The sequence below is a fragment of the Sphingopyxis sp. CCNWLW2 genome (assembly GCF_037095755.1).
Taxonomy (GTDB): Bacteria; Pseudomonadota; Alphaproteobacteria; order Sphingomonadales; family Sphingomonadaceae; genus Sphingopyxis.
In genome coordinates this window covers 1203282-1228895 of sequence record NZ_JBAWKJ010000002.1, presented here as the reverse complement: position 1 = coordinate 1228895, position 25614 = coordinate 1203282, and the positions used below count along the sequence as shown (strand labels likewise).

Sequence of the window (25614 nt, the reverse complement as noted above, 5' to 3'; positions counted from 1 at the left end):
CAGAATGAAGCTTGAAAATCCCCATCTCGACCATTTTTCGAGTCTGGTCGCGATGTTCTTCGACCGTGCGGGGCGCGGCGGCGAAGATCCCTTCCTGTGGCGCAAGGCCGACCGCGCCTGGCATCCGCTGAGCTGGCGGCAGGTCGCCAATCAGGTGTCGGCGCTCGCGCATAATTTGCGCGAACTGGGGCTCAAGGAAGGCGACCGGGTGGTGTTGGTCAGCGAGAACCGGCCCGAATGGTGCATCGCCGACCTCGGCATCATGGCCGCGGGCTGCATCACCGTCCCGACCTATACGACCAACACCGAACGCGACCATCAGCACATCCTCGACAACAGCGGCGCGAAGGCGGTGATCGTCTCGACCGCGAAGCTCGCACGCACGCTGATGCCCGCGGTGATGCGCTCCGAAGCGCACATCGTGATCAGCATGGAGAGCCTGCGCGTCGGCCAGCACGGCGAGGTTGCGGTTCACGACTGGGGGCCGCTCGTGGAGGGCGGCGAAGCGTATGTGGAAGAAACGAAGGCGCGCGGCGCCGCGATGAAGCGCGAGGATACCGCGTGCCTCATCTACACCAGCGGCACCGGCGGCGCGCCGCGCGGCGTGATGCAGCATCACGGCGCGATCCTGCACAATGCCGCGGGCGCCGCCGAGGTGCTGGTCAGTGATTTCGGCATCGGCGACGAGGAAGTGTTCCTGTCGTTCCTGCCCCTCAGCCACGCCTATGAACATTCGGGCGGCCAGTTCCTGCCGATCATGGTCGGCGCGCAAATCTATTATAGCGAGGGGCTGGAAAAGCTCGTCTCGAACATCGAGGAGACGCGCCCGACGATCATGGTCGTCGTCCCGCGCCTGTTCGAGGTGATCCGCGCACGGATGATCAAGTCGGTCGAAAAACAGGGCAAGCTCGCGAACTGGATGCTGAACCAGGCGCTGCGCGTCGGTGAAAAGGATTATGAGCGGCGGATGGGCATCCTCGACCGCCCGGTCGACCTGATCCTCGACAAATTGTTCCGCCCCAAGATCGGCAAGCGTTTCGGCGGCCGGATGAAGGCGCTCGTGTCGGGCGGCGCGCCGCTCAACCCCGAAATCGGCGTGTTCTTCCACTCGATCGGGCTGACCTTGCTGCAAGGCTATGGCCAGACCGAGGCGGGGCCGGTGATCAGCTGCAACCGCCCGAGCGCCGGGATCAAGATGGACACCGTCGGCCCGCCGCTGATGAACACCGAAGTGCGCATCGCTGACGACGGCGAAATCCTCGTACGCGGCGAGCTGGTGATGAAGGGTTATTGGCGCAACAAGGCCGAGACCGAACGCGTACTCGTTGATGGCTGGCTCCACACGGGCGATATCGGCCATATCGATGGGCAGGGCCGCATCGTCATCACCGACCGCAAGAAGGACCTGATCGTCAACGACAAGGGCGACAATGTCTCGCCGCAGCGCGTCGAGGGCATGTTGACGCTCCAGCCCGAGATTTTGCAGGCGATGGTCTATGGCGACAAGCGCCCGCATCTTGTCGGCATCCTTGTCCCCGATCCCGAATGGATGGCCGAATGGGCCGAGGCCGAAGGCTTGCCCAAGGATCTCGAGCGCCTCCGCGAGCATGAGAAATTCCGCGCCACGCTGCGCGCCGCGGTCGACCGCGTCAACGGCCAGCTCTCGGTGATCGAAAAGGTCCGCAAATTCGACTTCGCCGACGAGCCCTTCACGATCGAGAATGAGCAGATGACGCCGTCGATGAAGATCCGGCGCCATATCCTGAAACAGGTCTACGAGGACAAGATCGCGGCGCTGTATAAAGCCTGAGTCCTCCCCCTTGATGGGGGAGGCAGCGAAACTTGCCAGCTTGCTGGCTAGTCGCAGCGGTGGGGGTGCGGTCTCGGCCTGAAGCGACAGTGCAATGACGCACCATCACCCCCATCCAACTTCGCCTAGCCGCTCCGCGACAAGGCTGCGTATCCTTCCCCCATCGAGGGGGAAGGGACTATAAGCAGGCGGGGGTGCGACCCGAAGAGCTCGGCGCAAACCGGACCCCGCCTACGACTGAACCCAAGGCTCAGCCTTTGTCCCCCGCCGGTTTGCGATAGGGGACGAACTCGCCAAAAACACATGTCGGACCGCGGATGCCGCTCGACCGGTCGACCAGGTGGAAGAAATCGCCTTCGCAGGTCGACGACCCGAACTGGCGGACCACCATGATGTCGCTGTCGCGCGCGAGGCCCGGGCAACTGCTCTTCAAGTCGTTACGATAGACGAGATTGCCGCCCGAGCGATAAAGCAGGATGCTGTCAGACACGCGGATCGTGTCGTTGCTGCGATAATTGGGGAGGCAGCGCACCGGCTCGCCCGGAACCTTGCCCGCAAGCTGCTTGTCGAGCCGTTCGGCCTGTTTGGGCGTGAGCGCCGCGGCGCCGGGCTCGCCCGAACCGGCGGGCGCGCAGCTTGCGACCAGCGGCGCGGCCGCGGTCAACAGCGCGGCGGCCATCAGGTTCAGCTTCGCCATGAATTTACTCCTTGAGATCGGCCATTATGGCCCGGACGGATGAATGCGCGCTGAAGCGGCATTATGCCGCATCCTTGAGCGCGCGGATACGGCCGAGTTCGGCCGCGCTCGGCGCGCGTAAAAAGGGGTTGGTCGCGCGCTCTTCGCCGATGCTCGTCGGCACCGTCGCCTCGCCCGCCGCGCGCGCGGATTCGACCGCGGCGAGCCGCGCGGCCAGCGCGGCATTGTCGGGCTCGACCGTCACCGCAAAGCGCGCGTTCGACAGCGTGTATTCGTGCGCGCAATAAACGCGCGTCGCATCGTCGAGCGTGCCGAGCTTCTGCATGTTCGCGAACATCTGCTCGGCGGTGCCTTCGAACAGGCGGCCGCAGCCCATCGCGAACATCGTATCGCCGACGAAGATCGCGGCGTCGCCGCCGAAATGATAGGCGATATGCCCCGCGGTGTGCGCGGGCACATCCCAGACATCGGCGACATGTTCGCCAAGCCGCACCGCGTCGCCCCCCTTCACCTGCACATCGAGCGTCGGGATACGCGCATATTCGGCCGCGGGACCGGTGATCTTGCAGCCGGTCGCTTCCTTGATCGCGGCGTTGCCGCCGGTGTGATCGGGATGCCAGTGCGTGTTCCAGATATCGGTAATCGTCCAGCCGCGCGCGGCGGCGGCTTCGAGCACGGGCTCGGCGACTGCGGGGTCGACGACCATCGTTGCTTCGCTGACGGGATCATGGACCAGCCATACATAATTGTCGCTGAGGACGGGAATACGGACGATGTCCAGCGCAGCCATGATATCTCCTTTCCAGCGTCTCACCCCTTGAAGACGGAGCGGGGACGCCGGGACCTTGATCCGCCTGCTCAGCTCAGAAGGGCGTCATAGCCCCGCTCGTTGAACTCGATCAGGCAGAATCCATTGCCGAACGGGTCGGCGAACATCGCCTGTCTGCCATAGGGCAGCGCCAATGTCTCGCCCTCCTGTTTCGCGCCCGCGGCAATGGCGCGGGCGATCGCATCGTCGAGGTCAGCGACAGAAAAATCGGGATGCACCGGCGTCCAATGCCGGTTGTAACGGCGAAAGTCGCCGCCGCGGGGGCCGATCGCCGACCCCGCGGGCTTGACGATCAGATAGATGGGCGCCTCGCAGCCGGTCAGCTCGACGATATCGTCGTCGAACCGCCGGGCCGCGGTCAGTCCTAAGGCGCTCGTATAGAAGCGCTCAGCAGCGGCGAGGTCGGGCACGTCGATGTTGATCAACAGGCCCGGCATCGCGCGGCTCCTACCAGGCGCCGGTGTTGGGCATCGAGGCCCAGGGTTCGGCGGGGTCGAGCGTGCCTTCCTGCAGCAGCTCGACCGAAATGCCGTCGGGCGAGCGCACGAACGCCATATGGCCGTCGCGCGGCGGGCGATTGATCGTCACCCCGGCGTCCATCAGTCGCTGGCACGTCGCATAGATATCGTCGACGCGGTATGCGAGATGCCCGAAATTGCGTCCGCCCGAATATTTCTCGGGCGCGCTGCCGTCGGCGGGCGGCCAGTTATAGGTCAGCTCGACCTCGGCCACATCGCCCTGTCCGGGGGCGGCGAGAAAGATGAGGGTGAAGCGGCCGGCCTCATTGTCGAAACGGCGCGTTTCCTCCAGCCCAATCAGCTTGAAGAAGTCGACGGTGGCGTCGGGATCCGAAACGCGGATCATCGTGTGAAGATATTTGGTCATCCGCCTATATTAGGCGCGAAGGGCCCGCTCTTCAAACGCTTCGAACAGGAATAGGAATTCGTCGGGCACCGGTGCCGGCGCGCCTTGCGCCTCGGCGACATGGACATAGATCAGCTGGCCGTCGGCGCGCAGATCGTCTTTCCCCGCGCCGTGCAGTTCGAACAAATAGGTAATCGAACTGGTACCGACGCGCGCGGCGCGCACGCAAATGTCGATTTCCTCGTCGAGCAGGATCGGCGCGCGATAATTGACCTCGGCGCGTGCGACATGGAATTCGGGGCTGCTATGCGCCGGCCAGCGATCATAAACGCCGACGCCGCGCCAATATTCGGTGATCCCGATGTCGAAATATTCGAGATAGCGGCTGTTGAACACCACCGCCTGCGCGTCGATCTCGGCATAGCGGACGCGCTTTTTGACGCTGAATTTGAAATCGCTGCGAGCCATGATGTTCCTCTAGTTCGTCGCGAGCCGCGCGACGGTGTCTAATTTGTCGCGATACGCGCGACGGTGTCGATCAGCAGCGCGATGTCGGTGTCGCGCGATAGGCGGTGATCGCCGCCCTTGACCAGCGTCACCTGCACATCCGCGCTCGCAAGCGCCGCGGAAAGCCGCAGGCTGATGCCGGACGGCACATCGCCATCCTCTTCGCCGTGGAGCAGGCGGACCGGGCAGGCGAGGGGAATATCGGTATCGAGCAGCCGGTTCGCTTCGCCCGACTGGAAAAAGCCGCGCGTCGTCACATAGGGCTGGTCGCTGTACGGCGTTTCCTCGCGCAGTTCGCCTTCGGCAAGGATGATTGCCTTCTCGGCGTCGCTGAAGCCCCAGTCGGTGAAATCGGGCGCCGCGGCGAGGCCGACGAGTCCCGCCACGCGGCCGGGCCCGTCGCGCTGGACGAGCGCCAATGCGGTGAGCAACATCAGCCACCCGCCCATCGACGATCCGACGATGACGACCGGGCCCTCGGCCTTCGCATCGATCAGATCGAGTACGTCGCCGCGCCAGTCGAGCAGGGTCTGGTCGCCGAACAACCCGTCCGACAATCCGCATCCGGCATAGTCGAGGAGCAGGCAGGCATGACCCTCCGCCGCGGCCCAATCGAACAGCGCGGTCGCCTTTCCGCCCGCCATGTCGGACATGTAACCGGGCAGGAAGACGATCGTCGGCTTGGTGCCGGCCGTATAGCGATAGGCGAGCCGCGGACGGCCCGAACGGTCGAGATAATCGTGTGGGGCGTCCACCGGGATCAGATGACCCAGTCGATCGTGCTCATCTGCATCACGGCCTGCCCCTTGGCGCGCCGCTTTTCGACCATGATATGGTTCAGCCGCTGGATCGTGTCGCTGCCCGTGGTGATACACCAGCCGGGAACCACGGCATGCACGAGCGCGCACAGGCCGCCATAGATCATCGTCACGCCGAATTTCGACGCGACGCCAAAATGCTCGATGTAATTCTCATCGACGCTCTTGGGATGGTCGACGAACAGGCGCTTGAACATGGGGACGGCTCCTTTCCGGCTGGCCGTCGCCCTAGCGGGGGACGGGCGAGGGAGCAAGGTTGCCGGTCAGTCGCGCAGAAAAATCTCTTCGATCCGCATGTCGAACAGGTCAGCGATGCGAAAGGCGAGGGGAAGCGACGGGTCGTATTTTCCGGTCTCGATCGCGTTGACCGACTGGCGCGACACCTCGAGTCGCTCGGCGAGGTCCTGCTGGCTCCAGTCGTGCTCGGCGCGCAGGACTTTCAGGCGGTTCTTCATGTCCGGCCCGCGCGCCGTTCGGCCGACGTCATGATCATCTGGCCCAGCCCCAAGCCGATCGCCCAGACCGGAACCACCCACCAGGCGGGCACATGCGGGGCAACGCCGAAAGTTTCCAGAAAACCCCACAGCGTTCCGGCCAGAAGGACGAGTGCGAGGCCGATCAGGGCGGCGCTGGTCTGGCGATATCGCAGATATTCATCCTCTTCCTCGACCACATAACGGGCCAGCGTCCACACGAAGAAGATCATCGGCATCGATGGCAGGACGGCGATCCCCCACAGCAGGGCGCCTTGCGGGTCGAGATAGTTGCGAACGGTCATAGCTATCCCCAGGCACAGGACATAACCAAAGGACCAGATCAGCATGCGCCGATTATATCGTCGTGTCGCCGGCGACAGCGCGCCTGCAGCGGCTTGCCGATTGTTCGCCGCCTTCGTCAGTGGAACGAGAAGCAGCGTCGCCGCTGCAACAAATGGCAGCGAACGCCAGCCGCCCAGAAAACCGCGATGCTCGCAATAGGCGATGGCGCCCAGCGCCGCCGCGAAGGGGAGCGCCCACAAGGCCGGGTGGCGGCCCGAGAAGCCGGTTTCGGTTTTGGCGGCCTGCTGGGACATGTCAATCTTCCTTATCTGATGGACAAGGAAGATTGACATCATGAGTCGAAATTGTCAAGTAACATTGACAAAGTGACAAGGAGGCCAATCCACCTCTCGTCATTCCCGCGAAAGGCGCGGAGCGGCAAGCGACTCTCCAAGCAACCCTGCGAGCCAGCGTTGCAACTGGGTTCCCGCCTTCGCGCGTGAATGACAAAGGTGAGGTAAGGGTTAGCCGATCAACTCGCTTGGCCATCCGATGCGCACCAGCGTCTCGTCGGGATCGGAGAGCGCGAACTCGTACATGCCCCACGGTTTGTGCGTCGGCGCCTTTTCGCGTTCGAGGATCGCGTCGCGCACGCGCTCGGCCAATTCTGCGACGCGCTCGGTATAGAGGTAGAGGCCGAACGGATTCTGCCCCGGCACCAGCCACCCCTCGGGCGACTCGTTCGTCAGGTGAAGCTGCCACCCCTTGCCATCTTCGAGCAGGCGATAGCTGCCATAGTCGCCGACGACCGACAGGCCGAGCTTTTCGTAGAAGGCGGTGCTGGCATCGAGATCGGTGCACGGCAGGATCGCGGCGATGCTGTGGAGCGGCGGGGCGTCGGTCATGCCCGCAACTTATGCCCGCCGCCGCGATGACGCCAGCGCCAGTTGACGAGATGCGCGGCGGCAAGCGTGAGCGCGCCGGCCGAGGTCAACAGGCGGTCGGCGGCCTCGGGATCGGCGGCGGCGATCCACCCCTCGTGCGCTGCCAGGCCAAGCGCAAGCAGGACCAGTCCGGTAACTGCGAGCATCGTGGGCGTAACCCGCCGATGCCGTCTCCAACCATCGCGCATCGCGATCGCGGCAGCGGGCAAAGCCAGCAACAGGATCGCCGCATGAACCCCCTCGGGCAGCGCAATCCAGCGGCTGAACGCGGGGGCCAGAAGCAGGAGCAAAGGCAGGGCAAGGCAGTGGAGCAGGCAAGTAAACGACAGGGCAAGTCCCGTCAGGTCGGCAAGGCGCGGGCGCGCGGCGGGAAGGCACATGGGGTTTCTTTCGCGGGAGGGTTCCGACGCCAGATAATGATACATTGTATCATTGCAAGCTTTGTTGTGAATCCGCCCCTTGCCGCCCATATCGCATGCTGGCAAAGGGGCGCTGTTCTACCCCGCAAGAAAGGCCGATTTTTCGATGTCCGACATGATCCGCGTCACCCTTCCCGATGGCTCTGCCCGTGAAGTCGTGCGCGGCACTACCGCGGCACAGATCGCGGCCGACATCGGACCCGGCCTCGCGAAGGCCGCGCTCGCCGCGAAGATTGACGGCGAGCTGCGCGACATCATGCGCCCGCTGGAGGAAGACACGAACCTGTCGCTGGTGACGAGCCGCGACGAGGCCGACGCGCTCGAACTCTTCCGCCACGACTATGCGCACGTCCTCGCCGAGGCGGTGCAGAAGCTGTTTCCGGGCACGCAGATCACCTTCGGCCCCTCGACGGGCGACGGCTTCTATTACGACTTCGCGCCCGCTGCCGATCGCGGCCCGTTCCGCGACGACGAACTGCCGCTGATCGAGGAGGAGATGCGCCGCATCATCGCCGCCGACCTGCCGCTGACGCGCGAGGTTTGGGAGCGCGACAAGCTGATCGCCAAATGGGTGGCCGAGGGAGAGACCTTCAAGGCCGAATGGGCTGCCGAACTGCCGCAAGGCGAAGAGCTGACGGTCTATCGCAGCGGCGACGGCTGGATGGACATGTGCCGCGGCCCGCACCTCGCCTCGACGGGCAAACTAGACCCCGCCGCGTTCAAGCTGACGCGCGTCTCGGGCGCATATTGGCGCGGCGACCAGAAGAATGCGCAGCTCAGCCGCATCTACGGCACCGGCTGGCTCAACAAGAAGCAGCTCGCCGAACATCTCGTCCGTCTGGAAGAAGCCGCGAAGCGCGACCATCGCAAGATCGGGCGCGAGATGGACCTGTTCCACCTGCAGGAAGAAGCGCACGGTAGCGTCTTCTGGCACCCCAAGGGCTACCGCATCTACCGCGAGCTCGAGGCCTATATGCGCCGCGCGATCGACGGTTCGGGCTATCAGGAGGTCAAGACCCCGCAGGTGATGGACGCGCGCCAGTGGGAACAGTCGGGCCACTGGGGCAAATATCGCGAAAATATGTTCGTCATCCCCGACGAAGTGCCGAACATCGAGAGTGAAGGCCCGCTGGTGTCGGACGACGCCGAGTGGATGGCATTGAAGCCGATGAACTGCCCCGCGCACGTCCTGATCTTCCGTCAGGGCATGAAGTCGTATCGCGACCTGCCGCTGCGCATGGCCGAAATGGGCTGCTGCCACCGCAACGAGCCGCACGGCGCGCTGCACGGCATCATGCGCGTGCGCCAGTTCACGCAGGACGACGGCCATATCTTCTGCCGCGAGGACCAGATCGTCGAGGAAGTGCGCGACTTCTGCGCATTGCTCGACCGCGTCTACAAGCAGCTCGGGTTCGAGAAATATGCGGTCAAGCTCGCGCTGCGCCCCGACATGCGCTTCGGCACCGAAGAGATGTGGGACAAGGCCGAGGCCGAGCTTCGCGAAGCTGTCGAACGCGCGGGCATGGCGACCGAAGAATATGGCTGGGAAGAACTGCCCGGCGAGGGCGCCTTCTATGCGCCCAAGCTCGAATTCCACCTGACCGACGCGATCGGCCGCACTTGGCAGTGCGGGACGATCCAGTCCGACCGCGTGATGCCCGAACGCCTCGACGCGAGCTATATCGGCGAGGATGGAGAGCGCCACCGCCCGGTGATGCTCCACCGCGCGATCCTCGGCACGTACGAGCGCTTCATCGGCATATTGATCGAGCATTTCGCTGGCCGCTTCCCGACCTGGCTCGCGCCGGTGCAGGCGGTCGTCGCGACGATCGTGTCGGACGCCGACGCTTACGCCAAGGATGCGGTGGCGCAGCTCACCGCGGCGGGCATCCGCGTCGACAGCGACCTTCGCAACGAGAAGATCAACTACAAGGTCCGCGAACACAGCCTCGCCAAAGTCCCCTATCTGCTGGTGGTCGGCAATCGCGAAGCCGAGGAAGGCACCGTCGCGATCCGCACCCTCGGGCAGGACGGCCAGCGCATCATGCCGCTCGCCGAGGCGATCGCGATGCTGAAGGGCGAGGCGACCCCGCCGGATTTGCGCGAGCCGTGAGCAGGATCGGCATCGGCCGGTATGCGGCGGGCGAATGCCTGCCGCGTCATCGCCATGCCGTTGGTTATGCCGCGCTCGTCCTCGGTGGCGATTATGAAGAATCGGGCGATCAGGGGCGCATCGCGGTGCGGCCGGGAACGATCGTCGTGCACGGCGACTGGACCGCGCACCAGGATCGTTTCGGCGCGCGCGGCGCGCACGTGCTCAATCTGCCGGTGGCAAAGGGACTCGCGCCGGGGGCGGGGCATATCGCCGACCCCGACACCGCCGTGCGCCTCGCCGAACGCGATCCACAGGCGGCCGCCGATTATGTCCGCGATCATTTCCGCGCGGGCGCGGCGCGGCGCGACGATTGGCCCGACCTGCTCGCCGCGGCGCTCACCGCCGATCCCGACATATTGCTCGCCGACTGGGCCGATCATATGGGGCTCAACCCCGCGTCGATCAGCCGCGGCTTCGCGCGAGCCTATGGTGTCAGCCCCAAGCGGTTCCGGCTCGAGGCACGGACGCGGCGGGCGCTCACCGCGATCGACGCTTGGCAGGGCAGTCTCGCCGATCTCGCCGCCGACCAGGGGTTCGCCGATCAGGCGCATCTGACCCGGTCGATCGCCGCGATGACCGGCGCCCCGCCGATCCTGCACCGGGCAAAGTCCGTTCAAGCCGGGGGCGTCGATCCCCGCTAGGCAGGGTTCATGGATCGCCGCTTCTTCATTGCCGCCTCGCTCGGCACCGCCGCCCTCGCTGTTCCCACCATCGCCTCAGCGCAAAATCAGCGCCCGCCGATGCGCACGCAATGGAAAGTGCGCGCATCCGAAGGCTTCGACGCGCTCGCCTTTCTGGGGCCGCTGGCGGGGGGAGAGCTTTATTTGCCCTATTATCAGGCCGACGTCGACGCCTTCGCGCCGCGCCTTTCGGCTGCGGCGCGCGCCGAAATTCCGGTGCTGTCGCGCGAGGCCAATGATGCGGGTTTCGGGCTGCTCGGCCCCGTCTTGTCGCTCATCTTTTCGGGCGGCGACGACAGCAGCCTTGCCGCGCTGATCGCCGCCGCCGCCGCGCCCGAGGCGCGCCTCCTCACCGCCTATCGCGCGAGCAGCAACTGGAACGAAAAGGACTGGGCGTGGTTCGCCGCGAATGCCCCGCGCGTGAAAGCGGTGCTCGAAGCGATGCGTGATGCGGGTTTCGCCGCCTTTCGCACCGAACGCATCGCCGCGCTGGAGGGACGGATCATTCAGCTTCAGGCCGATCTGGGTGCCTATGACGTGATCCGCCTTCACGAAAAACTGACCGGCCGGACCTTCGACCCGCAGATCGAGGTGGTGCTGCTGCAATTCTGCAAGCCGCACGGGATCAAGGTGCAGGGGCAGACCTTCCTGCAGGCCGCCGACTGGAACACTGCGATCACCGTGCGCAACGCGGGCCATGAAATGCTCCACCCGCCGGTGGTGATGGACGGCCCCGCGGCAAAGGCCGCGCTCGCCATCCTCGCCAAAGACCCGCTGATCCCGCGCGTCGTCGCCGAGCATGATCCCAAATGGGGCTATACGACGCTCGAAGGCCTGCTGAACGAGGATCTGGCGCAGGCACTCGATCAGCTGATCGCCGAGGCACTGGGGGTCGCGCGCAATCCGTCCGATCGTTGGCGCAAATCGGACGATGGCATCCATATTCTCGCGGGCGCCTTTTACGGGATGCTGCGCCAGGACAAATGGATCGAAACCGGCGGATCGATCGAAACCTGGCTTGCCGACGCGGCAAGGACCGGACGCCTCGTACCGCAAAAATTGCACAGCATCGCCGCGCACGTGCTCGAACGCCCTGTCGACAAGCTTTGGCCGCTGGCTTGAACGGCGGGGGCTAGCCGCCCCGGCGTTCCTGCGGTATCGGCCGGGCGGTTCGATCCGCTGCCGGGGAAACAAGCGCTGTCCTTCCATCCCGCCTTCCGCCCGTCCGTCGTGGCGCACGCCGCTTGACCGGCCTGTCGCAGCTTGTCGGCATCGCGCCGCTGACGCTCGTTGGTGCCGCCGCGATGACCTTCGCCGCCGCTTATGTCCGCGGCCTCACCGGCTTTGGCATGGCGATCATCCTCGTGCCGCTCCTGGGCCTGATCATCGCACCCGGCGAGGCGGTGGTGCTTGGCATATTGCTGCAACTGCTGATCGGCCCGGTCGGGATCGGGATCATCATGGCCGACGCCGACCGCGCGACCGCGGTGCCGATCGCGCTGCTCGCGATGGCGACGACGCCGGTCGGCATGGTCGCGCTCGACGCGACGACGCCCGACGTCGCGCGGCTGCTGATCACGCTCGTCGCGGTCGGCGCCTTTGTCGCGGTGCTGCTGCCCAAACAGCCCGAGGGACACCGGCCGGGGCGCGGCGCGATTGCGGGGACGGGGGTCGCATCGGGCATCCTCACCGGCTTTGCCGCGATGCCGGGACCGCCGGTCGTGCCCTTCTACCTTCGTCGTCATCTCGAGCCCAAGGTCGCGCGCGCATCCATGTTGCTGATCTTCTTTGGCACCGCGATCGCGGGCACGCTCGCCGCGCTCTGGGTCGGGATCGCGACGTGGCGATTGTTCCTGCTCGCGGTGATCCTGTTCGTGCCGATGTGGCTGGGGAATTATGTCGGCGCGCGCCATTTCGGCCGGGTCCCGCCGCATATCTGGCAGGCGATGGTCGCGATCGTCCTCGGCATCGCGGCGGTGTCGGCGGTGGTGCGGCTCTTGAACTAAAGACTCCGCAAAGCCTGCGCCGGCTTCGCCGAGAGCAGAGGCCAGCTTCCCGCAATCCCGATCAGGAAGGACAAGCCGGCGCCGCCGAGCAGGGTCAGCCCGACGATCAGCGGATCGGGCGCGAAGTCGAACTCGAACAGCTGCGTCACGACATACCAGGCGCCCGCAAGGCCCAGCCCGAGCGCGAGCACCGCCAGGATGCCCGCGAGCACCGCATATTCCATGCCCTGCGCGCCCAAAATCTGCCCGCGCGTGGCGCCGAGCAGCTTCAGGATAACGCTGTCGTAAACGCGCCGTTCGCGGCTCGCCGCAATCGCGCCGATCAGCACGGCAATGCCCGCAAGGATCGCGATGCTCGCCGCCGCCGCGATCGCCTGGCTCATCTGCGTCAGCAGCGTTGTCACCTGCGAGACCACATCGCGCACCGCGATCAGCGACGCCGACGGAAAGGCCCGCGGGATGCTACGCGATAGAGCGGTTTCGGCCTCGGGGCTCACGGCCACCGTCGCGACCATATTATGCGGCGCCGCGTCGAAGGTCCCGGGCGAGAAGACGAGCACATAGTTCAGCCCGAAATTGTCCCAGTTGACGGTACGGAAGGAGGCGACCTTCGCCTGCACTTCGACCCCCAGCACATTGACCGACAGCGTATCGCCGATCTTGAGGCCGAGCGATGTCGCGACCTCCTGCTCGACGCTGACCAGCGGCGGTCCCTTGTAATCGGCGGCCCACCACTGGCCGCCGACGAGCTCGCTGCCGTTCGGCAGCACCGGGCTGTACGTCAGCCCGCGGTCGCCGCGTAGCACCCACGCGCCTTCGGGCAGTTCGGCGAGTTCGTCGACGCGCTGCCCGGCAAATTCGGTGACGCTGCCGCGCAGCGCGGGGATCATGTTGATCTCGGCCTTGGGATCGGCCCCCGCCACCATCGTCTGGAAGCGTGCGGTTTCGGTGCGCGGCACGTCGAGCACGAAGAAGCTCGGCGCGCGCTGCGGCACGGTCGACTGGATTTCGGCGGTGATGCTCGTCTGAATCGCCGCCAGCGTGACGAACAAGGTCAGGCCCAGCCCGAGTGCGACGACCAGCGCGCCGGTTGCGGCGCCGGGGCGATGGAGGTTCGCGAGTGCGAGGCGGAATAACGGGCGCTTGGGACGCGGCAGGCGGCTTGCGGTGCGCCGCACGAGCCAGCCGAGCCCGACGAGGATGAGCAGCAGCCCGATCGCCGCCCCGATGAAACCGAGCGCGAACAAGGGCTCGCGCGCGGTGCCGACCGCGAGCGCGATGATCGCCGCCAGCGCCGCTGCGACCGCGACGACCGTCTGCCGGTCGACCCGCGCCGCGCCGCTCACCGTCGCGCGGTAAAGCCCGGCGGCGGGAACGTGCCGCGTCGCCGCGAGCGGGGGCAGGGCAAAGGCGACGGCTATGAGCAGACCATAGGCCGCGCTGACGGCAAGCGGCAGCGGATAGATGGCAACGCCGGGTTTGACGGGCAGCACGTCGCCGGCGATCCAGCCGATCGCGGCGGGCGCAAGTGCGCCGACGATCAGGCCCGCGACGATCGACACCGCCGCGACCGCGAGGATCTGCAATCCATAGATACGCGCCACCGTGCCGCTGTCGGCGCCGAGAACCTTCAGCGTCGCGAGGCCGGGGCGCTTGCCCGCAAGATAGCTAGCGACGCCATTGCCGACGCCGATCCCCGCGATCACCAGCGCCGCAAGGCCGACGAGCGACAGGAACTGCCCCATGCGCTCGATAAAGCGCCGCGTGCCGGGCGCGCCGTTGCTGCTGTCGGTGATATCCCAGCCCGCGTCGGGGAACTCGGCGGTCAGCGCCTTGCCGACCGCTTCGGGGTTCGCGCTTGCGGGCAGGCGGACGCGATATTTGCTCTCATAAAGGCTGCCCGGCTGGATCAGCTGCGTCGCGGGCAGGTCGGCCAGGCGGATGATCGCGACGGGGCCGAGCGTAAAGCCTTCGCCGAGCCGGTCGGGCTCCTCGGCGATCACGCCGTCGATCAGGAAGCTTTTTTCGCCGAACTTCACGCGCTCGCCGACCTTCAGGCCCAGCCGCGAGACGAGATCCTTGCCGATCCAGATACCCCCCCGCGGCGGCGGACCTTGGCGCGCGCCGCTGTCCAGCCGCATGGTGCCATAGAGGGGGTAGGCGCCGTCGACCGCCTTCAATTCGGACAGCAAAGCCTCGCCGTCGGGATCGTTCGCCATCGCACGCAGCCTCACGGTGGCTGAGGGCGTGCCGACGCGGCGGAAACCCGCCATTTCCGCAGGTGTAGCCTCGCGCTGCGGCAGGCTGAACTCGACATCGCCGCCGAGGATCGTCTGTCCGCGGACTTCAAGCTCGGACGTGATGCCGCGCGTCAGGCTGCCGATCGCCGCGAGCGTCGCGACGCCGAGGAACAGGCAGACCGCGAGGAGGCGCAGCCCGCGAATGCGCGTCGCAAGGTCGCGGCGCGCGATGCGCCAGAGCGTGGCGAGCGGTAGCACCTAGGCGGCCCGCTCTTCGATTTTCCCGTCGTGCATCACGACGACGCGGTCGCAATGCCCGGCGAGTTCGGGGTCGTGGGTGATGATCAGCAAGGTCGCGCCCAATGCGGCGCGGCGCGCAAAGATCAGGTCGATGATCGCATGGCCGGTTGCGGTGTCGAGATTGCCCGTCGGTTCATCGGCAAAGATGATCGCGGGCTCGCTCGCCATCGCGCGTGCGATCGCGACGCGCTGCTGCTCGCCGCCCGACAGCTGCGCGGGATAGTGGGTCAGGCGGTGGCCGAGGCCGACGGCTTCAAGCTCGGCCGCGGCGCGCCTGAACGGATCGGCGATCCCGGCCAATTCCAGCGGCACCGCGACATTTTCGAGCGCGGTCATCGTCGGGAGCAGGTGAAACGCCTGCAACACAATGCCGATCCGCCCGCGCCTTGCGCGCGCCAGATCATCCTCGTCCATCGCCCCGAAATCGAGCCCCGCGACGCGGATGCTGCCGCCGTTCGCGCGTTCGAGGCCGGCCAGCACCGCCATCAGCGAGCTTTTCCCCGACCCCGACGGTCCCAGCAGCGCGACCGAGGCGCCCGCGGGAACCTCCAGATCGACGCCGCGCAAAATTTCGACAGGGGCCTTGTCGCTTCCAAGCGTCAGCGTCACATTGTGGGCGGCGATCGCCACGTCGGGCGATTGTCGTTGGGCGTCGGGCAAGAAGAGGACCCTTTGAAATGAGAACGGCCGGATGGCGCTCTGCTCTTATATATGGTTGTGTCGCAATTCTTTGCCAACCACTCGCCGCATGCGGATCGGCAGAAAACCCGTCGGCTTCGACCAACGACAAGGGCGCGGCGAAAACGGCGCCTGCGATTCCCGCCGACGCGCCGCTCGTGATCGCCTTCGGTGACTCCCTGTATGCGGGCTACCAGCTCGGTCCGAAGGAAGGCCTCGCGCCGCAATTACAGGCCGCACTCGCCGACGATGGTGTCGTCGCGCGCGTCCAGAATGCGGGCGTGTCGGGCGACACCACCGCCGCGGGGCGCCAGCGCCTCACCTATGTGCTTGACAATGCGAAGGCGAAGCCCGCGCTCGTCGTGCTCGGGCTCGGCGGCAACGACATGCTGCGCGGGATCGGCCCCGACCAGACGCGCGCCAATCTCGACGCGATGCTCGCCGAACTGAAAAAGCGCGAGATCCCGGTGTTGCTCACCGGCATGATGGCCGCGCCGAACCTCGGCAGCGACTATGCGAAGAAGTTCAACCCCATCTATCCCGAACTCGCGTCGAAATATGATGTGAGCTTCTACCCCTTCATCCTCGACAATGTCGTCACCGACAAGGCACTGATGCTCGGCGACAATATGCATCCCAATGCTAAGGGGGTGACGGTCGTGGCCGCGGGACTGGCGCCGCTGGTCGAACAGGCGCTGCCGAACGCGGGCTAACTCGCCCGCGGCCCGAACAGGATGATCGCCGCACCGCCGAGGCACACGGCGGCGCCGACCAGGTCCCAGCGGTCGGGCTTCGCGCCCTCGACCGCCCACAGCCAGATCAGCGCCGACACGATGTAGACGCTGCCATAGGCGGCGTAAGTCCGTCCAGCATGTTCGGCGTCGACGAGCGTGAGCAGCCAGGCGAACAGCGCCAGCGACGCGATGCCGGGCAATATCCACCACACCGATTTGTCCATCCGCAGCCACGCCCAGAAGGCGAAGCAGCCCGCGATTTCGGCCAGCGCTGCACCGATATATGCCAATGCCGTCATCGGCCCACCGTGGCCGCACGCCGCGCAAAAGAAAAGGGGCGACCCGCGGGCCGCCCCTTCTTTGTCATTCGCTGTCCGAAAGGATCAGAAAGCGAAGCCGACGCCGACCGCGAAGGTGTCGAAGTCGCTGAAGTTCTCGATGAACTGGTGGCGATATTCGGCCTTGGCGTAGACGTTCTGGGTCAGCTTGTGCTGGTAGCCGGCACCGACATAGGGATCGTCGATCTGACCGAAGGTGTAGCCGCCGTTGACATAGGCCTTGCCGTTGGCGCCGACCTTGGCACCGAGACGCGCGCCCGACGAGAACTGGACCTTGGCGCCGTCGATCAGCACCTTGTCGCCCGCGATTTCGGCGCCGGCAAATGCCGTCGAGCCGAGGTCGAAATCATAGCCGGCCGCGGCGCCAAGCGTGGCGTCGTCGAGGCCGCTGCCCGTGACATAGCCGCCGCGCACTTCGACGCGGGCTTCACCCTGGGCCATGGCGGGGGTTGCAACGATGGCCGTCAGGAGAGCGGCTGCAACTGCGAATTTCTTCATGTTCTTTTCCTTCTGCTTTTAATCGGTCACGCCCTTTGGGTCGCGACGCCCCCTAAATGGGGCTCGCGGCTGTCGCTGCAATGAACGGATCGTTCAGAATGTGACAATTTTCTTACCTGTGTTATTTTTACCACACGGTATGGAATAGGTATGCGGTCGCAATCCCGCATATCCGCGGGTTTCTGACGTTTACGAAGATGGGAAAGGAGCCCCTGGGGGCGTCTTCAGCCGAGCGCGGCCTGCTTTTCCTCGGCGATCCGGTCGAGTTGGGCGCGCGTCGGCTTGGTCGCCGCACTCTTCAATTGTCCGCACGCCGCCATGATGTCGCGCCCGCGCGGAGTGCGCACCGGCGCCGAAATCCCGGCCTTGAAAATCAGGTTGCTGAATGCGCGCACGCGCTCGGGCGACGAACATTCATAGATTGCGCCGGGCCAGGGGTTGAAGGGGATCAGATTGACCTTCGCGTGCAAGCCATATTCGCGGATCAGCCGGACAAGCTCGCGCGCATCGTCGTCGCTGTCGTTCTTGTCCTTCAGCATCACATATTCAAAGGTGATGCGCCGCGAATTGCCGGCACCCGGATAATCGGCGCACGCTTTCAACAGTTCGTCGATGCCATATTTGCGGTTGAGCGGCACGATCTCGTCGCGGATTTCCTTCGACACCGCGTGCAGCGAGACCGCGAGGTTGACCCCGATCTCTTCGCCCGCACGCGCCATCATCGGCACGACGCCGCTCGTCGACAGCGTGATGCGGCGCCGCGACAGCGCAAGTCCGTCGCCATCCATGACGATCTTGAGCGCGCCCTTGACCTCGTCGAAATTATACAGCGGCTCGCCCATGCCCATCATCACGATGTTGGTCAGGATGCGGCCGTCGGCAGTGTAATTGCCGCCTTCATCCTCGTCGTCGTCCTCGGGGTCGGGGCCGAAGCCCGCCATCGTCCCCTTGGGCCATTCGCCAAGTTCGTCGCGTGCCAGCATCACCTGCCCGACGATCTCGCCCGCGGCGAGGTTGCGGACGAGGCGCATCGTGCCCGTATGGCAGAAACGGCAGTTCAATGTGCAGCCGACCTGGCTCGACACGCACAAGGTTCCCCGATCGGCGTCGGGGATGAAGACCATTTCATATTCCTGGCCGTCGGCGGCGGCGAGCAGCCATTTGCGCGTGCCGTCGCTCGACACCTGCGCCTCGCGCACCGTCGGGCGGCCGATGATGAAGCGGTCGGTCAGCCAAGGGCGCATCGCCTTCGCGATGTCGGTCATCGCCTCGAAATCGGTGACCCCGCGGTGGTACATCCAGTGCCAGATCTGCTTGGCGCGCAGCTTCGCGGCCTTGGCGTCGAGGCCTGCCTCGACCAGCACGCCGCCGATCGCGTCGCGCGTCAGCCCGATCAGGTCGATGCGGTTGCCGCCGCGCAAGGGAACGGTGCCCGTCGTGACGGGGTCGATATGGCCGGGAATCTGCATGATGGGCGGCCATATAGGGGCAAAGGGCCGCTTGCGCCAGTCCCGGCGACAAACGGCCCTTTTTCGTCGCAATTACAACGACGCCAGCATCCCCAGCACCTGCGGCACCGTCCCGCTCGCCTCGGCATTGCGCAGCGGCAGGACATTCTGCACCAGGATTTCTTCGGGCGTGGGTTCCACCGCGAACAGCGCCATAACCTCATCGGCAAACTCATCGAGCGGCATATAACCCTCGCGCGTCGACTGGCCGGGGGTCAGGTCGGTGCGCACCGCGGGCGGCGCCAGCTCGATCACCTCGACCTTGCCCGCCAGCTGGATGCGCAGCGCGACCGAGTAGCTGTGGATCGCCGCCTTGGTCGCCGAATAGGTCGGCGCCTTGGGGAAGGGGACGAACGCCAGCCCCGACGTCACATTGACGATCGCGCTGTCCGCCTGCGCCGCCAGATGATCGACCAGCGCGTCGATCAGCCGGATCGGACCGAGGATGTTGGTCACGACCGTCGCCTCGGCCTGCGACAAGTCGCGCTTCGTGCTTGCATCCTCGGCATTCATGATCCCGGCGTTGTTGACCAGCACATTGAGGCTCGGGAATTTCGCTACGATATCCTTCGCGAAAGTCGCGATCGTCCCGGCATCGGTGACGTCGAGCGCGACCGCCGACATGTTCGGCCGCCCCGCGATCGCCGCTTCGAGCTTCGCGGCATTGCGTCCGGTGACGATGACCTTGTTGCCCGCGTCGTGCCAGCGCTGCGCGAGCGCCAGTCCGATGCCCGAACCCCCGCCGGTGACGAGGATGGTGTTGCCTGTGGTCTTCATGGAATGCCTCCTTTGGGGGTGGTGAGAAGGCCCAGATATCCCTATACTCTCCACAAGAAAGTAGGCACCCGAAAGTGCCATAGTTACCCAAAAGAGAGATTTGGATTTTCCGCCATGCCCACGCCCGAAAAAATTGCCTATGATCCGAACGCGCCGGTCGATCCGCGCGTCGAAACGCTCGTCAACGAACTCATCGGCCGAGTCGCCGACAAATGGACTCTACTCGTTCTCGAGGAGCTGGAGGATCATGGAACCTGCCGCTTCACCGAATTGTCGCGCCGCGTTCCCGGCATCAGCCAGAAGATGCTGACGCAAACGTTGCGCCAGATGGAGCGCGACGGGCTGGTGGTGCGGACGGTGCATCCGGTCGTCCCGCCGAAGGTCGAATATTGCCTGACCGACCTCGGCCACAGTCTCGGTGAAGCCTTTTGCGGCGTGTGGGTCTGGGCGGAGGCCAATCTGGAAAAGGTGGCTAGGGCGCGGATGGCGTTCGACGCGCAGGGGTGAGGTTCAGGCAAGTTTGTGATCGCCGGAAACGACCGGAAGCGGCCTTCTCTTTCATCGTCACCCCGGACTTGGTCCGGGGTCCATGACGACGGTGCAGCTATGGATCCCGGATCAAGTCCGGGATGACGAAGGCAGGAAAAGACCCGTTGCGGACATTCCATCCATCAAATCGGTCGCTATAAACACGCTATGACTCAGCCTTTGACTTATTTTCGTGATCGTTGGCCCGACGAACGGATTCCCGACGGCGAGTGGCAATGGTGTCTGTACGAAATCAGTTATGAACTGGATGCCGTTCTCAGAACCGTCGAAATCTATCCAGATGGACGAATCACCCGCAACAGCATTGAGATCGAGCAGCGCGACGGCGATGATTGCCCATCGCTGATTGACTGCTCGCTGGAAGAAGGTTTCGGGAACGCAACCCCAGAGAAAATAGATAGCGGAGAGTTTGAAGAGTATTGGAAACTTGGGACGGACCAGCCCTTTTGGTTTGTCCGCTAACCATCCCAAAGCCGCCGTTCCGTCACGAACAGACCTTCCGACCTTCGGGCGGCGGAATCCAATAGCAAACCGGAACCATGATCGTGCCCGAATCATGGCCCCGGCTTTGACGGGCCCTGCAACTTGGGTCCGCCGATCAGTTGCGGATCGAGCTGACCTGGATTGGCTCGCTGCGCGACGCATTGGCGACCACCACATCGGCCTGCACCGAGGCGACGCGCTTTGTGTCGCGGCGGCATTGCCGCACGTCATTCTTGCCCGCGATATCGAAATCGGGGGCGGTGCCGCACACTTCGACGACGGCGCGCCAGATACGGCGGTCGAGCGCCTTGGTGCCGGCTGCAGTCCGAAGGTCGAGGTCTTTGTGCGCCACGGCGACGCTCGGGTTCGCAGGGACGGTTTGCGCCGATACGGGCTGGCCGATCGATACGGCAGCGAGGGCGGCGAGGATCAGAAGCTTTTGCATCTTGAGTCTCCATCGGCCGGCTGGGGAGGAGGGGAGGAAGCCGGTGAGGCAGAAATAATCGATCGATGGAGGCGAAAGGAGCAACGATGTTGCGCAGCCATTCTGCAAAATTGCAGAATGAGGGCGGGGGGATTATGTCGCACAAAGCGTCATGTATGATTGGAACGACCTGAAGGCCTTTCTGGCCGTTGCCGAGACCGGCAGCACGCTGTCGGCGGCGCAGTCGATGCGTGTCAGCCAGACGACCGTCGCCCGGCGCATCGCTGCGCTCGAGGAGGCGACCGGCCTCAACCTGTTCGAGCGGCGGCAGGCGGGTTACGCGCTGACCCCGGTGGGCGAAGCGATGGTGGCAAGCGCCGTCGCGGTCCGCGATGCCGCCGACCGCTTCGGCGATGCGGCGGGCGCGCGCTCGCGCGATGCGGGCGGCACGGTCAGCCTGACGACGATGGAAATCTTTGCGGTCACCGTCCTGCCGCCGATCCTGCGTGACCTTCGCGCCGCGCATCCGGGCATCCATATCCATCTCGACACGTCGGACGAGCCGCGCGACCTCGCCGCCGGCGCGGCGGACATCGCGATCCGCAGCAGCAAACAGCCCGCGGGCGCAGGCCTCGTCGGGCGGCGTATCGCCGACAATCCCTGGACCGTCTATTGCAGCCGCGCCTATGCCGATCTGCACGGCATTCCGCACGGGCGTGCCGAGCTTGCGACGCATCCGTTCATCGGCGGCGGCGGCGGCGTCTGGGAACCCTATCAGGCGTGGCTGCGCCAACATGGGCTCGAGGAGTCGGTGGTGATGCAATATGACACAGGGTCGGGCCTGCTTGCGGGCGTACGCTCGGGCATGGGGCTCACCATATTGCCCGCTTTCATCGCCGATCGCGAACCCGACCTGATCCGCTGCATCCCTCCGAAGACCGAGGACACCACGGGGCTGTGGCTGCTGACCCACGAACGGCTGCGCCACGTCCCGCGCGTGCGGCTGGTCCTCGACTTCCTCGCCGCCGAACTGACGAAGCTCGCGCGTCAATAAGCGGCTAGCGTTTTTCGCCGATCATCACATAGCCCGGCATCGCAGCCAGTTCTGGTGCCGTTGGCAGCTGCCCACAGCCGGGCGGGCCGAACATCGCATAATAGCCTTTCCAGTGGATCGGGGTCCATCGATTGTCGATGCTTCGGACATTGGTGCCGAAGGTCGACGAACCGCATCTGTTCCCCTGAGAACCGTAAATCATGGCGGTCGATCGCGCGATTGCGACGCGGCGTAGCGTGATCTGCGTGCCCGCACACTCACCATAGGTCGCCGGCCGTGGGTGCAGCGCCTGCCACGCTATGCCATCGATTGAAATTTGACGTTCCTGCCCGAGGATTCGGAGCGACACATCTTTCCAGATCACGACATCATGCGCATAGGCACGGCTTGCCGGCGTCGAAGGCTCGGGCCGGAGCTTTTGCAGATAGGGGATGCTGTCGGGATGAACGGCAAGCAGGCCGGGCTTGAAGCAGATGGGATGCCCCGCCTCCGCCAGCCGGTTTTTCAGAAAAGCGAGGATGACGGCATCCTCGCGAGCTTCATAGCGTGTGTCTGCCGCTGCAGCAGCGATTGGCGACAGCAGCAACGTGGCCGTCCAAAACGCCGAAAGGACAGTGGTCGATTGTCGCATGCACATTTCCGATCATGGCCGCAGAGCTGGACATGATAGCCAATCACGACATTGATATATCGTAAATATCAGGGGGCCAGCGCCGCCTCCACTGCCGCCTCAACGTGCAGCGCCAGCGTGTCGAACAACGGCACCGCGCTATCCTCCTCGCCGACCAGCAGCATGATTTCGGTACAGCCCAGGACGATCGCCTCGGCGCCGTCGGCGATCAGCGCGGCGATGATCCGCCGATATTCGGCGCGCGATGCGTCGCTAACGACGCCCTGCACCAGCTCATCATAGATGATGCCGTGGATGATCGCGCGATCGGCGTCGCCGGGAATCATCGCCTCGATTCCCGCCGCCGCCATGCGCGCGGTATAGAAGGGCTTTTCCATCGTGAAGGCCGTGCCGAGCAACCCGACGCGTGAAAGGCCCGCCGCCTGGACGGCCGCGATGGCGGGGTCGGCGATGTGGAGCAGCGGCACCGGCGTCGCCGCCTCGACCGCCTCGGCGCACAGGTGCATCGTATTCGCGCAGATCAAAAGCAGTTCGGCGCCGCCCGCCGTCAAGGATCGAGCGGCGTCCGCCATCTGGCGATCGAGCACATCCCAGTCGCCGCTCGCTTGCAACTCGCCGATGGGCGCGAAATCGAGCGACAGCAGCAGGACGCGTGCCGAATGCAACCCGCCGAGCCGCGCCCGCACGCCTTCGTTGAGCAGCCGGTAATATTGGGCTGAGCTTTCCCAGCTCAAACCGCCGATCAGGCCGATTGTCTTCATCGCGTCCACTCCGTCCAGAAATCGCTGTCCTACAATATCTCGCCGATTTAGCGTGCCGGGCGATGACCTGCGACGCAGCTTTCCTCCTGACCGCTACAGCCACCCTTCCGCGCCCTTCAACGCGCGCGATGAAAAGCGATTTGCGAGTGAAGTTACGCAGTTTTCCGCCACTTCGCGAAAACGCCTTTCACTCTTTCTTCGTCACTCCGGACTTGACCCGGGGTCCAGCTTCTCTCGATGCGTCACATGGATCCCGGGTCAAGCCTGTCCTGAGCGAAGTCGAAGGGTCCGCGGTGACGAAAGGGAAACCGAAATGCGAATCGCGAGTGAAGTTGCGCAGAATTCCGCCACTTCGCCAAACCGCCTCAACGCAGCTTCGCGCACCCCAGCGCCGCCGCGTCGATCGCGGTCGCGGCGCCGCGCAGCCGGTAGGTGTCGGCGATCGTGCCGCCCGTCGCGGTGCCGCTCTCGATGCTCATGCTTGGCGCCGATCGCATCGCGGCGACGATCGCCGCGTCCATCCGCGTATCGCTCGCCCAGCCGTGCGCACCGTTGCCCGTCAGGATGAAACGGCGGCTGCCGATTGTCAGGCGCAGTTCGCGGTCGGGTGCGCGCTCTTTCGACAGGCGGACGTAAAATTGCCCGCGGATGCGCGACTTCGGCCAGTAACCGACGCTCGCATAGGCTTTGACCTTCGGCGTCCCGATCGTCGCCGACGGCGCGGCGAGGGCGTAGCAGCGCGGCGTCGCGGGATCGCGGAACGCACCCCAGCCATCGAAAATCCCGAGCGCCGTGGGGCTGGCGGCCAGCGCCACCGCGGGCATCGCCGCCGCTATCAGAAAAAGGGAGGCCCAGCGCCGCATCGGCCCTCGTTTGCGCGATTGGGGATGCTTTGCAAGCATGGCTTGCACGCCGCGATGCGTACGTTAAGGAAGGTGGACATTTTCAGGGGCCGGAATCGGGGTGCGAATCGCCTCCGATGGTCTGTCCCCAAGGGACTTTTCCCGCGAAACACAGGGATGGCGGATTTAGAATGAAAGCGACGATCGAACGCGCAGTGTTGTTGAAAAGCCTCGGCCACGTCCAGTCGGTGGTCGAACGGCGCAATACCATCCCGATCCTCTCGAACGTGCTGATCGAAGCCGACGCGTCGGGCCAGCTGAAATTGATGGCGACCGACCTCGACCTGCAGGTCGTCGAAACGATCGCGGCCAAGGTCGAGACGCCGGGCACGACCACCGTGTCGGCGCACACGCTTTTCGAAATCGCCCGCAAGCTGCCCGAGGGCGCCGAGGTCAGCCTCGCCGCCGCCGAGGGTAAGATGCAGGTCAAGGCCGGCCGGTCGAACTTCAACCTGCCGACGCTGCCGCGCGACGATTTCCCGGTGATCGCCGAGGGCGACCTGCCGACCAATTTCGAGCTGCCCGTCGCCGAGCTGATCCAGATCATCGACAAGACGCGCTTTGCGATCTCGACCGAGGAAACGCGCTACTATCTCAACGGCATCTTCCTGCACGTCGCCGAGGATGCGTCGGGTCCGGTGCTGAAGGCCGCGGCGACCGACGGCCACCGCCTCGCGCGCTACACCGTCACGCGCCCCGATGGCGCCTCGTCGATGCCCGACGTCATCGTGCCGCGCAAATGCGTCACCGAAATCCGCAAGCTGCTCGACGAAGCCGAAGGCAATGTCGAAATCAGCCTGTCGGCGTCGAAGGTCCGCTTCCAGCTCGGCAACGCGATCCTGACCTCGAAGCTGATCGACGGCACCTTCCCCGACTACAGCCGCGTCATTCCGACCGCGAACGACAAGCTGCTCAAGGTCGATCCGAAGAGCCTGTATCAGGGCGTCGACCGCGTCTCGACGATCGCCAGCGAAAAGACCCGCGCGGTCAAGGTCGGCCTCGACAAGGACCGCATCACGCTCAGCGTGACCAGCCCCGAAAACGGCACCGCCGCCGAAGAGGTCGCGGCCGCCTATGACAGCGACGCGATGGAGATCGGTTTCAACGCCCGTTATCTCAGCGACATCCTCGGCCAGGTCGACGGCGACACCGTCGAACTCCACCTAGCCGATGCGAATGCGCCGACGCTGATCCGCGAAAGCGAGAAGAGCCCGGCGCTCTACGTACTGATGCCGATGCGGGTGTAGTGG

At 65.2% G+C, this 25614-nt stretch carries 31 protein-coding genes; 10 read left to right on the top strand and 21 right to left on the bottom strand.

The features are described from left to right. Window positions 1–4: 4 nt before the first annotated feature. Window positions 5–1810, top strand: a complete 1806-nt coding sequence (locus V8J55_RS17040; RefSeq protein WP_336446775.1) for an AMP-dependent synthetase/ligase — start codon at window positions 5–7, stop codon at window positions 1808–1810. A gap of 250 nt (window positions 1811–2060) precedes the next feature. Here the strand turns inward: V8J55_RS17040 and V8J55_RS17035 are convergent, their stop codons facing one another. The 11 genes from V8J55_RS17035 to V8J55_RS16985 form a co-directional block, all read right to left on the bottom strand. Continuing rightward, window positions 2061–2507, bottom strand: a complete 447-nt coding sequence (locus V8J55_RS17035) for a hypothetical protein (protein ID WP_052187219.1) — start codon at window positions 2505–2507, stop codon at window positions 2061–2063. Between the two features lie 61 nt (window positions 2508–2568). Continuing rightward, the gene (gene gloB, locus V8J55_RS17030; protein ID WP_336446774.1) at window positions 2569–3297 is read right to left on the bottom strand and encodes a hydroxyacylglutathione hydrolase; all 729 of its coding nucleotides are present in this window, start codon (window positions 3295–3297) and stop codon (window positions 2569–2571) included. Between the two features lie 68 nt (window positions 3298–3365). Further along, a complete protein-coding gene (locus V8J55_RS17025) occupies window positions 3366–3773 on the bottom strand; it encodes a VOC family protein (RefSeq protein ID WP_336446773.1) in 408 nt (135 codons plus the stop codon). Between the two features lie 10 nt (window positions 3774–3783). Next, window positions 3784–4221 (bottom strand): VOC family protein, encoded by a 438-nt coding sequence (locus tag V8J55_RS17020; RefSeq protein WP_336446772.1) that lies wholly within the window; start codon window positions 4219–4221, stop codon window positions 3784–3786. A gap of 9 nt (window positions 4222–4230) precedes the next feature. Further along, window positions 4231–4668, bottom strand: a complete 438-nt coding sequence (locus V8J55_RS17015) for an acyl-CoA thioesterase (protein WP_336446771.1) — start codon at window positions 4666–4668, stop codon at window positions 4231–4233. 38 nt (window positions 4669–4706) lie between these two features. After that, complete coding sequence (locus V8J55_RS17010; protein ID WP_336446770.1) at window positions 4707–5462, bottom strand: alpha/beta fold hydrolase; 756 nt, start codon at window positions 5460–5462, stop codon at window positions 4707–4709. A 5-nt stretch (window positions 5463–5467) separates the two neighbouring features. Next, on the bottom strand, window positions 5468–5722 hold the full coding sequence (locus V8J55_RS17005) for a DUF6356 family protein (protein WP_037511175.1): 255 nt from the start codon (window positions 5720–5722) through the stop codon (window positions 5468–5470). Between the two features lie 66 nt (window positions 5723–5788). Beyond that, the gene (locus tag V8J55_RS17000; protein WP_336446769.1) at window positions 5789–5980 is read right to left on the bottom strand and encodes a helix-turn-helix transcriptional regulator; all 192 of its coding nucleotides are present in this window, start codon (window positions 5978–5980) and stop codon (window positions 5789–5791) included. Further along, the gene (locus tag V8J55_RS16995) at window positions 5977–6597 is read right to left on the bottom strand and encodes a hypothetical protein (RefSeq protein ID WP_336446768.1); all 621 of its coding nucleotides are present in this window, start codon (window positions 6595–6597) and stop codon (window positions 5977–5979) included. The genes V8J55_RS17000 and V8J55_RS16995 overlap by 4 nt, the downstream gene beginning before the upstream one ends. Before the next feature lie 210 nt (window positions 6598–6807). After that, entirely contained in the window at window positions 6808–7188 is a 381-nt protein-coding gene (locus V8J55_RS16990) for a VOC family protein (protein WP_336446767.1), read from the bottom strand. Beyond that, complete coding sequence (locus tag V8J55_RS16985) at window positions 7185–7607, bottom strand: MerC family mercury resistance protein (protein WP_336446766.1); 423 nt, start codon at window positions 7605–7607, stop codon at window positions 7185–7187. Before V8J55_RS16985 ends, V8J55_RS16990 begins: the two co-directional genes overlap by 4 nt. Before the next feature lie 145 nt (window positions 7608–7752). On the opposite strand from V8J55_RS16985, the gene thrS reads away from it, so the two are divergent. The 4 genes from thrS to V8J55_RS16965 all read left to right on the top strand — a co-directional run bounded on the left by thrS (window position 7753) and on the right by V8J55_RS16965 (window position 12487). Beyond that, window positions 7753–9759, top strand: coding sequence for a threonine--tRNA ligase (gene thrS, locus V8J55_RS16980; protein WP_336446765.1), 2007 nt, complete (start codon window positions 7753–7755; stop codon window positions 9757–9759). Next, window positions 9756–10442 carry a helix-turn-helix domain-containing protein gene (locus V8J55_RS16975; RefSeq protein WP_336446764.1) on the top strand — a complete coding sequence of 229 codons (687 nt, stop codon included), beginning with the start codon at window positions 9756–9758 and terminating at the stop codon, window positions 10440–10442. The genes thrS and V8J55_RS16975 overlap by 4 nt, the downstream gene beginning before the upstream one ends. 9 nt (window positions 10443–10451) lie before the next feature. Continuing rightward, complete coding sequence (locus tag V8J55_RS16970; protein WP_336446763.1) at window positions 10452–11603, top strand: hypothetical protein; 1152 nt, start codon at window positions 10452–10454, stop codon at window positions 11601–11603. 122 nt (window positions 11604–11725) lie between these two features. Further along, window positions 11726–12487, top strand: coding sequence for a sulfite exporter TauE/SafE family protein (locus V8J55_RS16965; protein ID WP_336446762.1), 762 nt, complete (start codon window positions 11726–11728; stop codon window positions 12485–12487). Here V8J55_RS16965 and V8J55_RS16960 read toward each other — a convergent pair. After that, complete coding sequence (locus tag V8J55_RS16960) at window positions 12484–14985, bottom strand: ABC transporter permease (protein ID WP_336446761.1); 2502 nt, start codon at window positions 14983–14985, stop codon at window positions 12484–12486. The genes V8J55_RS16965 and V8J55_RS16960 overlap by 4 nt on opposite strands. Next, complete coding sequence (locus V8J55_RS16955) at window positions 14986–15687, bottom strand: ABC transporter ATP-binding protein (RefSeq protein ID WP_336446760.1); 702 nt, start codon at window positions 15685–15687, stop codon at window positions 14986–14988. Between the two features lie 17 nt (window positions 15688–15704). Between V8J55_RS16955 and V8J55_RS16950 the strand changes: the two genes are divergently transcribed. Next, window positions 15705–16418, top strand: coding sequence for an arylesterase (locus tag V8J55_RS16950; RefSeq protein ID WP_336446759.1), 714 nt, complete (start codon window positions 15705–15707; stop codon window positions 16416–16418). Here V8J55_RS16950 and V8J55_RS16945 read toward each other — a convergent pair. From V8J55_RS16945 to V8J55_RS16930, 4 genes are all read right to left on the bottom strand, one after another. Next, window positions 16415–16738, bottom strand: a complete 324-nt coding sequence (locus V8J55_RS16945; protein ID WP_336446758.1) for a YnfA family protein — start codon at window positions 16736–16738, stop codon at window positions 16415–16417. The genes V8J55_RS16950 and V8J55_RS16945 overlap by 4 nt on opposite strands. A gap of 84 nt (window positions 16739–16822) precedes the next feature. Further along, window positions 16823–17275 (bottom strand): outer membrane protein, encoded by a 453-nt coding sequence (locus V8J55_RS16940; protein ID WP_336446757.1) that lies wholly within the window; start codon window positions 17273–17275, stop codon window positions 16823–16825. Window positions 17276–17499: 224 nt separating this feature from the next. Then, window positions 17500–18744 (bottom strand): 23S rRNA (adenine(2503)-C(2))-methyltransferase RlmN, encoded by a 1245-nt coding sequence (gene rlmN / locus V8J55_RS16935; RefSeq protein WP_336446756.1) that lies wholly within the window; start codon window positions 18742–18744, stop codon window positions 17500–17502. 72 nt (window positions 18745–18816) lie between these two features. Further along, window positions 18817–19560, bottom strand: a complete 744-nt coding sequence (locus V8J55_RS16930; protein ID WP_336446755.1) for an SDR family oxidoreductase — start codon at window positions 19558–19560, stop codon at window positions 18817–18819. Between the two features lie 114 nt (window positions 19561–19674). Here V8J55_RS16930 and V8J55_RS16925 point away from each other — a divergent pair, with 114 nt between their 5' ends. Next, window positions 19675–20067: a winged helix-turn-helix transcriptional regulator gene (locus tag V8J55_RS16925; protein ID WP_336446754.1), complete on the top strand. Its 393-nt coding sequence runs from the start codon at window positions 19675–19677 to the stop codon at window positions 20065–20067. Between the two features lie 189 nt (window positions 20068–20256). After that, a complete protein-coding gene (locus V8J55_RS16920; RefSeq protein WP_336446753.1) occupies window positions 20257–20571 on the top strand; it encodes a hypothetical protein in 315 nt (104 codons plus the stop codon). Between the two features lie 136 nt (window positions 20572–20707). Here V8J55_RS16920 and V8J55_RS16915 read toward each other — a convergent pair whose 3' ends face one another. Then, window positions 20708–21037 (bottom strand): UrcA family protein, encoded by a 330-nt coding sequence (locus V8J55_RS16915; protein ID WP_336446752.1) that lies wholly within the window; start codon window positions 21035–21037, stop codon window positions 20708–20710. A 151-nt stretch (window positions 21038–21188) separates the two neighbouring features. On the opposite strand from V8J55_RS16915, the gene V8J55_RS16910 reads away from it, so the two are divergent. Next, window positions 21189–22070, top strand: coding sequence for a LysR family transcriptional regulator (locus V8J55_RS16910; protein ID WP_336446751.1), 882 nt, complete (start codon window positions 21189–21191; stop codon window positions 22068–22070). Between the two features lie 4 nt (window positions 22071–22074). On the opposite strand, the gene V8J55_RS16905 is transcribed toward V8J55_RS16910, so the two are convergent. The 3 genes from V8J55_RS16905 to V8J55_RS16895 all read right to left on the bottom strand — a co-directional run bounded on the left by V8J55_RS16905 (window position 22075) and on the right by V8J55_RS16895 (window position 24325). Further along, window positions 22075–22701, bottom strand: coding sequence for a hypothetical protein (locus V8J55_RS16905; RefSeq protein WP_336446750.1), 627 nt, complete (start codon window positions 22699–22701; stop codon window positions 22075–22077). A gap of 68 nt (window positions 22702–22769) precedes the next feature. Further along, the gene (locus tag V8J55_RS16900) at window positions 22770–23462 is read right to left on the bottom strand and encodes an aspartate/glutamate racemase family protein (RefSeq protein WP_336446749.1); all 693 of its coding nucleotides are present in this window, start codon (window positions 23460–23462) and stop codon (window positions 22770–22772) included. 365 nt (window positions 23463–23827) lie between these two features. Then, window positions 23828–24325 (bottom strand): hypothetical protein, encoded by a 498-nt coding sequence (locus V8J55_RS16895; RefSeq protein ID WP_336446748.1) that lies wholly within the window; start codon window positions 24323–24325, stop codon window positions 23828–23830. Window positions 24326–24495: 170 nt separating this feature from the next. Between V8J55_RS16895 and dnaN the strand changes: the two genes are divergently transcribed. Then, window positions 24496–25611 (top strand): DNA polymerase III subunit beta, encoded by a 1116-nt coding sequence (dnaN, locus tag V8J55_RS16890; protein WP_336446747.1) that lies wholly within the window; start codon window positions 24496–24498, stop codon window positions 25609–25611. The last annotated feature ends 3 nt before the right edge of the window (window positions 25612–25614 follow it).